The organism is Acinetobacter sp. UC24323, assembly GCF_024151445.1.
Taxonomy (GTDB): domain Bacteria; phylum Pseudomonadota; class Gammaproteobacteria; order Pseudomonadales; family Moraxellaceae; genus Acinetobacter; species Acinetobacter baumannii.
Genome location: NZ_JAHIBY010000003.1, coordinates 1 through 14,085, shown reverse-complemented (window position 1 = coordinate 14,085; position 14,085 = coordinate 1). Strand labels below are relative to the sequence as shown.

The following is a 14,085-nucleotide window of genomic DNA, read 5'->3' as shown; positions in this document are numbered from 1 at the left end:
ATTATGGCTATTTTAAAAAAACTTCAGAACATTCCTTCAATTTCCAAATTCTTATTTAACCATTACCCACCTTACCGTGGAGCTGGAATTCATATTGAAGTCATGAATTTAGAGCTCTGTCATGTTCGAGTAAAAATGCCACTTACCTGGAAAAATCAAAATCTGGTAGGCACTCACTTTGGCGGAAGCCTTTATTCAATGGTTGACCCCTTTTATATGTTGATTCTTATGCATCATCTCGGATCAAAATATATTGTTTGGGATAAAGCAGCTGAAATTAATTTTTTATCACCTGGCCGAAGTACCGTTTATGCTGACATTCGAGTTGATTTAGCAGAAATCGAACAAATTCGTGAACTTGCCGAAAACTATGCTCCTGTTCTTAGAACATATCATTTAAATATTTTCGATGAATCAGGTGTGAGAATTGCTGAAGTCCAAAAGACACTTTATATCCGACGTAAAAAAGCAAAGCCTTCTACTAATAAAATAAGCGCCTGAAGGCGCTTATTTTTCATTTCACTTATTTTTATTTCTTTTCTTCAATCGCAGCACCAGCACCGCCGCCGATTGCGCCACCAATTGCGGCACCTGTATCACCACCTATGATTGCTTTACCAACGACCGAACCAATACCTGCACCAATCGCACTCTTGGTTGTAGTTTGTTTACTGCCACCTTGAGTATTAGAACCCACACCTGCACCTACCGCAGCACCTAAGCCTGCACCGATACCACCACCAACATGGTTACCAAGACCGCCACCCAATGCACCACCCGCTGCTGCTGCACCAATACGCTGGTCAGACGGACTCATATTTTGACAGCCGGTGAACATAACTGTTGATAATATGACAGTAGATATTAAACCAATTTTTTTATTCATGACCGTACTCACTCCTTTGGGCTTTAATCAAAGCATAGTCTTCTTTTATGGGGAATTTGATCAGTTTGTGTTATTGCACTGTCGTAATTAATAGATATTTTGTAAAGCCAATTTATGTGCAGTGATGAGTTAAATTTACATCTTTTAAAAGCAGATAAAAAAGAAGCTCTTAATGAAATAAGAGCTTCTTTTTTAATATAGTTAGAGGTAGTTTTAGTACTTACCTTTTTTCTCTTCATAGGCTGCACCAGCACTACCACCGAGTGCTCCACCTGCAGCAGCACCAGCGTCACCACCAATCACTGCACCGCCTAAGATTGCCCCAACACCTGCACCAATCGCACTATTACGTACAGTTTTACTGCTAGACCCTTTTGCATTCGCTGCCACACCTGCGCCAAGTGCCGCGCCTAAGCCTGCACCAATATTACCGCCTACATGTTTACCTACAGCACCACCTGCACCACCGCCAATAGCGGCTGAACCAATACGTTTGCTTTCCGGACTTGCATTTTGGCAACCTACAAATAGAGTGGTTGACATCAAACCCACACCTGCAATCATCATCATTTTTTTCATTAAAGCTACTCCTCTACTCAGTTGCGCCTAGAATAGTATGCTTTCATGGAGGGTTTTCCCCCATTAAGTAATAAATTAAGAGTGCTTTAATAGACTTTTTGTAAAAATGGCTTATTTTTTCCACAAAAAAGGCGCCCTAAGGCGCCTTTTTAATGCAAGTTTAAGCTTAGAATTGTTCTGAGTTTAAAGCTTGGCTAAATGCTTGGTCTACTTCACTGAAGTCATTGTGAAGAGCATGTTCTGCTGCTTCCGCTTCTTGACGACGACGCTCTAAGTGGTATGCAAGACCAGTACCAGCTGGAATCAAGCGGCCCACAACAACGTTTTCTTTCAAGCCACGTAAATCATCTTCTTTACCTGTTACAGCAGCTTCAGTTAACACACGAGTTGTTTCCTGGAACGATGCAGCAGAGATGAACGAGTCAGTAGAAAGCGATGCTTTCGTAATACCCATCAATTGACGTTCAAACTTCGCAGGGAACTTGTTCTGAGCCAAGACAGCTTGGTTCTCTTGAACAACACGGATGTAATCCACTTGTTCACCTTTGATGAAGCTTGTATCACCACCATCGATGATATCAACTTTACGCAACATTTGACGTACGATAACTTCAATGTGCTTATCGTTGATTTTTACACCTTGGAGACGGTAAACGTCTTGAACTTCGTTCACGATGTAGTTAGTTAAAGCAACTTCACCTTTCAAACGTAAGATGTCATGTGGATTTTGTGGACCATCAGAAATGGTTTCACCACGGTTCACATGTTCACCTTCAAACACGTTGATTTGACGCCATTTTGGAATCAACTCTTCGTAAATTTCAGAACCGTCATCTGGAGTAATCACTAAACGGTTCTTACCTTTGGTCTCTTTACCAAAGCTTACGATACCAGACACTTCTGCTAAGATCGCATGCTCTTTCGGCTTACGTGCTTCGAACAAGTCAGCAACACGCGGAAGACCACCGGTAATATCACGAGTACGTGAAGATTCTTGTGGTACACGACCGATAACGTCACCCACACCAATTGTTTCGCCGTCGCGAACAGTCACAATTGTGTTTTGTGGTAAGAAGTAGAACTGTTCACCGCCATCAGTTGTATCTAATACGATTGCTGGACGTAAATCTTTACCAGAAGCAGGACGTGCTGTTACAGGCAAGATTTCAACAGTTGTCATACCAGTTGCATCATCAGTTTTCGATGTTGCAGTTACACCATCAGCAATTTGGCTGAAACGTGCTTTACCAGCAACTTCTGTTACTAATGGATGCGTATGCGGATCCCATGTCGCAACGATACCACCAGCCTCAACAAGCTCACCATCTTTCAACAAGATGCTCGCACCGTAAGGAAGTTTGTAGCGTTCACGCTCACGGCCTAACTCATCGGCAATACCAATTTCACCTGAACGTGAAACTGAAACCAAGTGGCCTTTCGCATGTTGTACAGTTTTTACGTTATGGAAACGTACAGTACCTTTGTTACGTACTTGAACACTGTTTGCAGCAGAAGTTCGGCTTGCAGCACCACCCACGTGGAACGTACGCATTGTTAACTGTGTACCTGGTTCACCGATTGACTGTGCAGCCATTACGCCTACTGACTCACCTGGGTTTACCAAGTGACCACGAGCGAGGTCACGACCATAACATTTCGCACATACACCGAATGTTGATTCACATGCGATTACAGAACGTACTTTAACTTCATCGACACCAGCCTCTTCAAGCTGAGCTGCGATTTTCTCGTCAATTAACGTACCACGAGGTAATACAACTTCATCATCAGATGCACGACGTACATCTTCAGCAGTTACACGACCTAATACGCGGTCACGTAATGGCTCGATGACATCACCACCCTGAATGAATGGAGTCATCACTAGACCACCGCTTGTACCACAATCTGGCTCAGTAATTACTAAGTCTTGTGCTACGTCTACAAGACGACGAGTCAAGTAACCAGAGTTCGCAGTTTTCAATGCAGTATCGGCCAAACCTTTACGCGCACCGTGTGTTGAAATGAAGTACTGGAGTACTGTCAAACCTTCACGGAAGTTCGCTTTAATTGGAGTCTCAATAATCGAGCCATCCGGTTTTGCCATCAAACCACGCATACCTGCAAGCTGACGAATCTGAGCCGCACTACCACGGGCACCAGAGTCAGACATCATATAGATACTGTTGAATGATTTTTGCTTCTCGTCTTCACCTTGTTTGTTTTTCACAAGTGTATAAGACAAGTTATCCATCATTGCTTTAGCAACTTGGTCGTTTGTACGCGCCCAAATATCGACAACTTTGTTATAACGTTCACCAGCAGTTACGAAACCTTGTTCGAACTGTTGTTCGATTTCACGAACCTCTGTTTCCGCTTTGTCAATAATTGTGTGTTTCGTAGGTGGAATTAACATGTCTTCCATACCTACAGATACACCTGAACGAGTCGCTTGACGGAAGCCCAAGTACATTAATTGGTCAGCGAAGATAACTGTATCTTTCAAACCAAGTTTACGGTAGCAAGAGTTGATTAACTTAGAGATGTTCTTTTTAGTCATCTCAAGGTTGATCATGTCAAAGCTTAAACCTTCTGGAACAACTTCCCAAAGTAAGCAACGACCTGGTGTTGTATCAACAATAATAGTTTGCTGTTCACGCTCACCATTTTCATTAATAACCGTTTGATGCACACGTACTTTAACACGAGCATGGATCGCAACTTGACCAGTTGCAAGTGCACGGTTTACTTCGTGAGTATCCGCAAACACCATGCCTTCACCTTTCGCGTTTACTGCATCACGAGTGATGTAGTAAAGACCCAAGACAACGTCCTGAGAAGGAACGATGATTGGCTCACCGTTTGCTGGTGACAAGATGTTGTTTGTTGACATCATCAATGCACGAGCTTCTAACTGTGCTTCAAGTGTCAATGGAACGTGTACCGCCATTTGGTCACCGTCGAAGTCGGCGTTGAACGCAGCACAGACGAGTGGGTGAAGACGGATTGCCTTACCTTCAATAAGAATAGGTTCAAATGCTTGAAGACCTAAACGGTGAAGTGTTGGCGCACGGTTCAACATCACTGGATGTTGACGAATTACAGATGCAAGAACGTCCCAAACTTCCGGAGTCTCACGCTCAACCATTTTCTTCGCAGCTTTAATGGTTGTTGCCTGACCTGAAGCTTGTAATTTCGCGAAAATGAATGGCTTGAATAATTCAAGTGCCATTTTCTTCGGAAGACCACATTGGTGAAGACGTAAAGTAGGACCTACAGTAATTACCGAACGACCAGAGTAGTCAACACGCTTACCTAACAAGTTCTGACGGAAACGACCTTGTTTACCTTTGATCATGTCTGCCAAAGATTTTAATGGGCGTTTGTTAGAACCAGTAATTGCACGACCACGACGACCGTTATCAAGCAACGCATCTACAGACTCTTGTAACATACGTTTTTCGTTACGTACGATGATGTCCGGCGCTGCAAGGTCAAGAAGACGCTTCAAACGGTTGTTACGGTTAATTACACGACGATATAAGTCATTCAAGTCAGAAGTCGCGAAACGACCACCTTCAAGTGGAACTAATGGACGTAAATCTGGTGGAAGTACCGGAAGTACGTTCATTACCATCCATTCTGGCTTGTTGTTTGAGTCTTTGAATGCTTCCATCAATTTCAAGCGCTTAGACGCTTTTTTCAACTTCGTTTCAGAAGTTGTTTGAGGAATTTCTTCACGTAAACGTGAAATTTCAGCTTCAAGGTCGATGTCTTTCAACAAGTCTTGAACTGCTTCTGCACCCATTTTTGCAACAAATTCGTCGCCGTGCTCTTCTAGAGCAGTAAAGTATTCTTCATCATTAAGAAGTTGATACTTTTCAAATGGTGTCATACCAGGATCAGTAACAACGTATGATTCGAAATACAATACACGTTCGATATCACGAAGTGTCATATCAAGTAATAAACCGATACGGGATGGTAACGATTTTAAGAACCAGATATGTGCAACTGGAGAAGCAAGCTCAATGTGACCCATACGTTCACGACGAACTTTTGCTGTAGTTACTTCAACGCCACATTTTTCACAAATGACGCCTTTGTATTTCATACGCTTGTATTTACCACACAAGCATTCGTAATCTTTTACTGGACCAAAGATTTTGGCACAGAACAAACCATCACGTTCTGGTTTGAACGTACGATAGTTGATTGTCTCAGGTTTTTTAACTTCACCATGAGACCATGACTTAATCATTTCTGGTGACGCAAGACCAATACGGATACGGTCGAACTCAACTGGCGCATGACCATCTGAGTCCGTTTTCTTACGCATGATATCGAGCAAGTCTTTCAATTTTTTTCTCCGTGTGTCGGGAAGCCTCGCTTACCCGACTGGGTCACAAATATTGTTTTTACCTAAAAAATCGTGAGTCTTACGACTTAGTCACCATTTTTTAGTTCAATGTTGATACCTAAAGAACGGATCTCTTTGGTCAATACGTTGAACGATTCAGGCATACCCGGATCCATATAATGGTTACCATCTACAATATTCTTATAGATGCGAGTACGGCCTTCAACGTCATCCGACTTCACTGTAAGCATTTCTTGGAGTGTATATGCTGCACCGTATGCTTCAAGTGCCCATACTTCCATCTCACCGAAACGCTGACCACCGAATTGTGCTTTACCACCAAGCGGTTGTTGTGTAACAAGTGAGTAAGAACCAGTTGAACGCGCATGCATCTTGTCATCAACCAAGTGGTTCAATTTAAGCATGTACATGTAACCAACAGTTACTGGACGGTCAAACTGTTCACCTGTACGTCCGTCAAACAATACTGTTTGACCCGTACGTGAAATGTCAGCCAATTCAAGTAAGTCTTTAATTTGACTTTCTTCAGCACCATCAAATACAGGAGTAGCTAAAGGCACACCCGCACGCAAGTTACCTGCAAGCGCTAGAATTTCTTCATCAGTCAAGCTATCAAGATCTTCTTGCTCACCACCGACTTTGTTATAAATCTTGTCTAAGAATTCGCGCAGTTCTAAAACTGTACGTTGTTCTTTCAACATTTTTTCGATTTTGTCACCAAGCCCTTTAGCCGCCATACCCAAGTGAGTCTCTAGAATCTGACCCACGTTCATACGAGATGGTACACCCAGCGGGTTCAATACGATATCTACCGGCACACCGTTAGCATCATGTGGCATGTCTTCAACAGGTAAGATGTTAGATACAACACCTTTGTTACCGTGACGACCAGCCATCTTATCACCAGGCTGAATACGACGTTTAACAGCTAAGTAAACTTTAACAACTTTCAATACGCCAGTTGTTAATTCATCACCTGTTGCAAGCTTACGTTTCTTCTCAGCGAATTTCTCATCGATTTCTGCGCTCTTCTCTTTTAAGAACACTTGAATTTGAGTTAAACGCTCAGCGATTGCTTCATCTGCTGGTTGAATTTCAAGTAAGTCAACAAGCTCTAAACCAGATAATAAATCTTCAGAAAGTTTATCACCACGTTTAGTTGAACCACCGCCATTAGACTCTTGGCCTTTAAGCAAACGAATTACACGCTCACGAGCCGCTTCTTCGAAGATCTTGTATTCTTCTTTCAAGTCTTTACGATAAGAATCAAGCTGTGCTTTTTCAATTGCTAAAGCACGGTCATCTTTCTCTAAGCCATCACGAGTGAAGACTTGAACGTCAATAACTGTACCTTTAGTACCAGATGGAACACGTAAAGATGAGTCTTTAACGTCAGCAGCTTTCTCACCAAAAATTGCACGAAGCAGTTTTTCTTCAGGAGTTAACTGAGTTTCACCTTTAGGCGTTACTTTACCAACTAAGATGTCGCCAGCAGTAACTTCAGCACCGATATAAACGATACCTGATTCATCAAGTTTAGAAAGCGCAGCTTCACCTACGTTAGGAATATCGGCAGTAATTTCTTCTGCACCTAACTTAGTATCACGTGCTACACATGACAATTCTTGAATGTGAATAGAGGTTAAACGGTCTTCTTGAAGTACACGCTCAGATAACAAGATCGAGTCTTCGTAGTTGTAACCATTCCATGTCATGAACGCTACACGCATGTTTTGACCAAGCGCAAGTTCACCCATGTCTGTTGACGGACCGTCTGCCAAGATGTCACCACGAGCAACTTTATCGCCCAAGTTCACGATAACATTTTGGTTAATACAAGTATTTTGGTTTGAACGTGTATATTTGATGAGGTTATAGATATCTACACCTGCCTCACCTGCAACCATTTCATCTTCGTTTACACGAATAACGATACGAGAAGCATCTACATATTCAATTACACCGCCACGGTTTGCGATTACACACACACCAGAATCACGTGCAACGTTCGCTTCCATACCTGTACCTACAAGCGGTTTATCCGCACGTAAAGTAGGAACTGCCTGACGTTGCATGTTTGAACCCATGAGCGCACGGTTTGCGTCATCGTGTTCAAGGAATGGAATAAGTGATGCAGCAACAGATACTACCTGCTGTGCAGAAACGTCCATATGCGTTACTTTTTCAGGCGGCATACGTACGAATTCACCTTGATGACGAACAGAAACAAATTCTTCTGTTAAGTTGCCATCTTTATCTACTGCAGAGTCGGCCTGTGCAATAACAGTACCTACTTCTTCAATTGCAGATAAATATTCAACATCATCAGTTACACGACCATCTACAACTTTGCGGTATGGAGTTTCCAAGAAACCGAAGTCATTCGCTTTTGCGTATACAGAAAGCGAGTTGATCAAACCAATGTTTGGACCTTCAGGAGTTTCAATTGGACAAACACGACCATAGTGAGTTTGGTGTACGTCACGTACTTCGAAGCCTGCACGTTCACGTGTTAAACCACCAGGACCAAGCGCAGATACACGACGTTTATGTGTAATCTCAGATAATGGGTTGTTTTGGTCCATAAACTGAGATAACTGGCTTGAACCAAAGAATTCTTTGATTGCAGCAGCAACTGGTTTTGCATTAATCAAATCTTGTGGAGACAAGTTATCTGTTTCTGCTTGGCTTAAACGCTCTTTAACAGCACGCTCAACACGAACTAAACCTACACGGAATTGGTTCTCTGTCATTTCACCAACAGAACGTACACGACGGTTACCTAAGTGGTCGATATCGTCGACTTCACCTTTACCGTTACGGATTTCAACCAATGTACGTAATACATCGATAATATCTTCGTGCGATAAAATACCTTCAACTTCGCGTGACTTCTGATCAGTACCAACTTCGTAAGGACGACCTAAACGACGGTTGAACTTCATACGACCTACTGGAGATAAGTCATAGCGTTCAGATGAGAAGAACAAGTTATTGAATAAGTTTTCAGCAGCTTCTTTTGTTGGTGGCTCGCCTGGACGCATTACTTTGTAGATTTCTACTAATGCTTCTTCACGATCACGCGTCAAGTCAGCACGTAATGTATCAGCTACGAATGAACCACGGTCAATATCGTTAGTGAACAAGATATTAAATTGCTTAACACCGCCTTCTGCCAATTTCACCATTACTTCATGGCTTAACAGAGTGTTTGCAGCAATTACTTCACCATCACGTAAAGTAATATCTTCAGCAGTGATACGCTCATATAAGTATTCATCAGGAACTGAAAGCTTAGTTAAACCAGCAGCTTCCATTTGACGTACGTGACGAGCATTAATACGTTTACCTTGCTCAACAATGACTTTACCTTCATTGTCAGTAATATCAAATTGAGCCATTTCACCACGTAAACGCTCAGGTACAAGGTCAATTTGATAGCTACCCATGTCAAGATACACAGGTACTTTTTCATAGAACAAATTCAAGATCTGTTCATTGTTATAACCTAGTGCACGTAACACAACTGTAGCAAGTAATTTACGACGACGGTCGATACGTACGTAAACTAAGTCTTTTGCATCAAATTCGAAGTCTAACCATGAACCACGGTAAGGAATGATACGTGCTGAATACAACACTTTACCACTTGAGTGGGTCTTACCTTTATCATGGTCAAAGAATACGCCTGGCGAACGGTGTAATTGAGATACGATTACACGCTCAGTACCGTTGATAACAAAGGTACCATTTTCAGTCATGAGTGGAATTTCACCCATATAGACTTCTTGTTCGCGTACGTCTTTAATTGATTTAGTTTCGCGATCTTTAATAATCAAACGAATTTTAACGCGCATTGGTGCCGCATAAGTCGAGCCACGAAGAATACATTCGCGTACATCGAACTCAGGTTTACCAAGGCTATACTCAACAAATTCTAAAGCAGCATTGCCAGAATAACTTTCGATAGGAAAAACTGAACGAAATGCGGCTTGGAGACCGATATCTTCGCGGTTTTTTGGTGATTTGCCATCTTGCAAGAATGTTCTGTACGAATCGACCTGAATCGATAATAAGTACGGTGCATCCATTACTTGGGGCAATTTACCAAAATTCTTACGGATCCGTTTCTTTTCGGTATATGAGTATGCCATCTGGAGTCCTCGGAAAGTAAACCAAGCCCGCCTGCAGAACGGGCTCAGAAGGAATTACGCAGGCCGATATGGCCACCACTGTTTACAAATGCTGCAATTTTTAGTGGTATAAAAACGCTTAACAATATTTTTAAAAATGAAAAATATTGGTAAGCATTTGAATTTATTTATTTTATTTAGGCTTTCTCTAAAAACCAAACAAAACTAACAAAAATCGAGCCGATTATTGTAACGCAAAAAGGCTGATGACCCAAGAGCCATCAGCCATTTTATGGAGCCGATTTAAAAACCGACTCCTTTTACAATTACTTAAGTGTAACTGTAGCACCAGCTTCTTCAAGTTTCTTCTTAAGTTCTTCGCCTTCTTCTTTAGAAACGCCTTCTTTAAGAACTTGAGGAGCGCCTTCAACTAAGTCTTTAGCTTCTTTAAGACCAAGACCAGTTGCTTCACGAACAGCTTTAATTACAGCTACTTTGTTAGCACCGAAAGAAGTCAACTCAACGTTGAATTCAGATTGTTCTTCAGCAGCAGCAGCAGCGCCACCAGCTGGAGCAGCAACAGCTACAGCAGCTGCAGATACGTTGAATTTCTCTTCGAAAGCAGAAATTAATTCAACAAGTTCAAGAACAGTTTTTTCAGCAACTGCATTTAAGATTTCTTCGTTAGTTAAAGCCATGAGAATAACTCCAAATGGATATTGAATGGTGTGTAAAATTGATTAAGCAGCTTCTGACTCGTTTTTCTCTTTGAGTGCTGTAATGAGGCGACCCAATTTCGAAATAGGAGCTTGAAGGACAGAGGCAAGCATAGTAAGCGCTTTCTCTTGGTTCGGAAGATTAGCAATAACGCTAACATCAGCACCTTGATAAACTTTGCCGTCAAATGCAGCAGCTTTTAATTCAAATGCTTTGTTAGTTTTAGCAAATTCTTCGAACAAGCGTGCAGCTGCACCCATGTCATCTTCAGAAGTTGAAAAACCTAGAATTGTTGGACCAACAAGGTTGTCGTTCAAGATATCAAACTGAGTACCTTGAAATGCGCGTTTAGCCAAAGTGTTACGTACAATACGTGTAGTTACACCTAACTTACGAGCTTCAACACGAAGTGTTGTTAATTGCTCTACGCTTAAACCTTGATAGTCAGCAACAACGGCTGCAAACGCTTTAGAAGCAACTTCACTTACTTCTGCAACGATCTGTTTTTTGTCTTCAATAAGAAGAGCCATTGTAAAACCTCCTAAGGTGATTTATGTACCCAATGGGCACACTCCCAGTTCGTAAGTCTTTCGACTTACACGCGGAGGAGGAACAAATCACACCACCGCGTCTACGCAGGCTGGTTTATTAAGAAAATCGCTATTCGAAAATAACGTCTTTTCGCCTGAGGTCTTTGACGCTGATAAATTCTCATTTATCAATTCAAAGTCCGCCTGATAAGTAATAGATAAAGCTTTACTCTACCGAAGCAAAAGCAGAAATAACTTTTCTGTTTTATGCTTAATCCTCATCAGGACTTTAAAATTCTTTACTTAACCAGGTTAAAACTTAGTTAGAAACGTTGTTTACATCAACAGTAAGACCAGGACCCATAGTTGAGCTCAAAGTGATCTTCTTGATGTATACACCTTTAGAAGTTGCAGGTTTTAACTTTTTCAAGTCAGCAACTAAAGTTTCAACGTTTTGACGGATTGCAGCAGCATCAAAGCCAACTTGACCAATCGCAGCGTGAATAATACCCGCTTTGTCTACACGGTAACGCGCCTGACCAGATTTAGCGTTTTTAACAGCGCCAGCAACGTCAGGAGTTACAGTACCAACTTTAGGGTTTGGCATTAAACCACGTGGACCAAGAATTGTACCGAGCTTACCAACAACACGCATAGCGTCAGGAGCAGCGATTACAACATCAAAGTCAAGGTTTCCGCCTTGGATGCTTTCAGCAAGGTCATCAAAACCTACAACATCAGCACCAGCTTCTTTCGCAGCTTCTGCTTGCGCGCCTTGAGCAAATACAGCTACACGTACAGTTTTACCAGTACCTGCAGGTAATGTAGTCGCACCACGAACAACCTGATCAGATTTACGTGGATCTACGCCAAGGTTTACAGAGATGTCTAAAGATTCTTTGAACTTTGCAGCAGGCAAGCTGTTAAGAACCTGTACTGCTTCTTCCAAAGTGTAAACTTTGTTCGCTTCAACAGCAGCAGCAATGGCTTTTTGACGTTTAGTTAACTTTGCCATGTCTTATAGCTCCACTTCCAAGCCCATAGAACGTGCAGAACCAGCGATGGTACGAACACGCGCGTCTAAGTCAGCACCAGTTAAGTCTGGTTCTTTAGTAGTCGCGATTTCTTCTAATTGAGCACGAGTCAACTTACCAACTTTAGTTTTGTTAGGTACAGATGAACCCTTTTGGATACCAGCAGCTTTCTTAAGAAGAATAGAAGCTGGAGGAGTTTTCATGATGAATGTGAACGACTTGTCGTTGTACACAGTAATCACTACAGGGATTGGAAGACCTGGTTCAACTTTTTGTGTAGCAGCATTGAATTCTTTACAGAATGCCATGATGTTTACACCACGTTGACCTAGTGCAGGACCAATCGGTGGAGATGGATTTGCTTTACCAGCTGGAACTTGCAGCTTGATATAGCCGTCAATCTTCTTAGCCATTTTAAATACCTCTGGGTACAAACGCCGTTAGGCTCCCCAATTTCTACGTAACAATACTGTTACAACAACAATGCCCGATAAAATCGGGCGCTTTTCAACCAATTAAGATTAAATCGTTTTTTCGACTTGGCGAAATTCGAGTTCAACCTGAGTTGGTCGATTAAACACGTTAATCGTCAACGTTAAACGTGACTTATCGTATTGAACCTCTTCCACCACACCTTTAAAGTCTGTGAATGGACCGTCAATAACAAGTAATTCTTCACCTGGCTCAAACATCGTCTTAGGACGTGGGGCTTCACCAGTATTACGTACACGCGCAAGAATCGCATCTGCTTCACGTTGAGTGATTGGCGCAGGTTTTTCAGGTGTACCACCAATAAAACCTAATACTTTTGGACACTCTTTAACAATGTGCCAAGTATCGTCATTCATTTCCATTTCAACTAGCACATAGCCAGGAAAGAATTTACGCTCAGATTTACGCTTCTTACCATCCTTCATTTCTACCACTTCTTCGGTAGGAACAAGGACATCACCAAAGCTATCGGCAACAGCGCTACGCTGGATTCGTTCTTTAAGTGAACGCATCACTTGTTTTTCATAACCAGAATAGGCATGAATAATGTACCAACGTTTCATAGCTCTTTTACCCGATAATCAACTTAATTAACCAACCCAAACCATAGTCAAAACACCATAAAACTAATGATGCAACAACTACAACCAATAGAACCTGCCACGATGTTGTGACTGTTTCTTGTTTTGTTGGCCAAGTTACTCGACGCAATTCGACTCGTGCATCTTTCAGCAAACGAACGAAGCCTTTACCTTGATGGGTGGCGTATAATAAACCTAAAGCCACAACGATACAAGCAAAAATTACCCCAACGCGCACCCAAACATCATTTGCAGGGGCCCAATACGCTGGTAAATGCTGATTCACCATGGTAGCCGAGAGCAATAATGCAATTGCTATCACCCATAGAACGATATCTAAAGGCGAACCAGAACGAACAACTTCAGCAGAATTATTTCTTTGAGGAATTGGCGCGTCGCTCAATGCGTCACGCGATTTATCATTCGACATTTTTGTACTCGTCGTAGAACTCGCGACTTATTATATGAACAACTAAGCCAGCATCAAGCTTTTTATTTCAAAATATGGCAGGTCAGGAGGGACTCGAACCCCCAACATTCGGTTTTGGAGACCGACGCTCTACCAATTGAACTACTGACCTATAAAGCAAGTTGAGAGCCAAAGCTCTCAACTTGAGACGTAATTCGTCACTATATTATGCTTATGCAGTTACTTTAGCAACAACACCAGCACCTACAGTACGACCACCTTCACGGATCGCAAAACGTAGACCTGGGTCCATTGCGATTGGGTGGATTAATTCTACTGACAT

At 42.1% G+C, this 14,085-nt stretch carries 11 protein-coding genes, 1 tRNA gene and 1 pseudogene; 1 reads left to right on the top strand and 12 read right to left on the bottom strand.

Going from position 1 to position 14,085, the window contains the following annotated elements; genetic code table 11:
- The first annotated feature begins 3 nt into the window (after positions 1-3).
- Positions 4-501: a DUF4442 domain-containing protein gene (locus KNQ97_RS05190; RefSeq protein WP_000996189.1), complete on the top strand. Its 498-nt coding sequence runs from the start codon at positions 4-6 to the stop codon at positions 499-501.
- Between the two features lie 28 nt (positions 502-529).
- On the opposite strand, the gene KNQ97_RS05185 is transcribed toward KNQ97_RS05190, so the two are convergent.
- The 12 genes and pseudogenes from KNQ97_RS05185 to KNQ97_RS05130 form a co-directional block, all read right to left on the bottom strand.
- Positions 530-886, bottom strand: coding sequence for a YMGG-like glycine zipper-containing protein (locus tag KNQ97_RS05185; RefSeq protein ID WP_001034851.1), 357 nt, complete (start codon positions 884-886; stop codon positions 530-532).
- Between the two features lie 213 nt (positions 887-1,099).
- Positions 1,100-1,465 (bottom strand): hypothetical protein, encoded by a 366-nt coding sequence (locus KNQ97_RS05180; protein WP_000738606.1) that lies wholly within the window; start codon positions 1,463-1,465, stop codon positions 1,100-1,102.
- A gap of 166 nt (positions 1,466-1,631) precedes the next feature.
- A complete protein-coding gene (gene rpoC / locus KNQ97_RS05175) occupies positions 1,632-5,825 on the bottom strand; it encodes a DNA-directed RNA polymerase subunit beta' (protein WP_000653927.1) in 4,194 nt (1,397 codons plus the stop codon).
- A gap of 86 nt (positions 5,826-5,911) precedes the next feature.
- On the bottom strand, positions 5,912-10,000 hold the full coding sequence (gene rpoB / locus KNQ97_RS05170; protein WP_000331899.1) for a DNA-directed RNA polymerase subunit beta: 4,089 nt from the start codon (positions 9,998-10,000) through the stop codon (positions 5,912-5,914).
- A gap of 305 nt (positions 10,001-10,305) precedes the next feature.
- A complete protein-coding gene (gene rplL, locus KNQ97_RS05165) occupies positions 10,306-10,677 on the bottom strand; it encodes a 50S ribosomal protein L7/L12 (RefSeq protein ID WP_001229360.1) in 372 nt (123 codons plus the stop codon).
- A 42-nt stretch (positions 10,678-10,719) separates the two neighbouring features.
- Positions 10,720-11,226 (bottom strand): 50S ribosomal protein L10, encoded by a 507-nt coding sequence (gene rplJ / locus KNQ97_RS05160; RefSeq protein WP_001196213.1) that lies wholly within the window; start codon positions 11,224-11,226, stop codon positions 10,720-10,722.
- 319 nt (positions 11,227-11,545) lie between these two features.
- Positions 11,546-12,241, bottom strand: a complete 696-nt coding sequence (rplA, locus tag KNQ97_RS05155; RefSeq protein ID WP_001096694.1) for a 50S ribosomal protein L1 — start codon at positions 12,239-12,241, stop codon at positions 11,546-11,548.
- 3 nt (positions 12,242-12,244) lie between these two features.
- Positions 12,245-12,673, bottom strand: coding sequence for a 50S ribosomal protein L11 (gene rplK / locus KNQ97_RS05150; protein ID WP_001074682.1), 429 nt, complete (start codon positions 12,671-12,673; stop codon positions 12,245-12,247).
- Between the two features lie 108 nt (positions 12,674-12,781).
- A complete protein-coding gene (gene nusG, locus KNQ97_RS05145) occupies positions 12,782-13,315 on the bottom strand; it encodes a transcription termination/antitermination protein NusG (protein WP_000832994.1) in 534 nt (177 codons plus the stop codon).
- 7 nt (positions 13,316-13,322) lie between these two features.
- A complete protein-coding gene (secE, locus tag KNQ97_RS05140; protein WP_000063880.1) occupies positions 13,323-13,763 on the bottom strand; it encodes a preprotein translocase subunit SecE in 441 nt (146 codons plus the stop codon).
- Positions 13,764-13,838: 75 nt separating this feature from the next.
- Positions 13,839-13,914: transfer RNA gene (locus tag KNQ97_RS05135), tRNA-Trp, on the bottom strand.
- 60 nt (positions 13,915-13,974) lie between these two features.
- Positions 13,975-14,085, bottom strand: a pseudogene (locus KNQ97_RS05130) (elongation factor Tu); the annotation flags it as partial.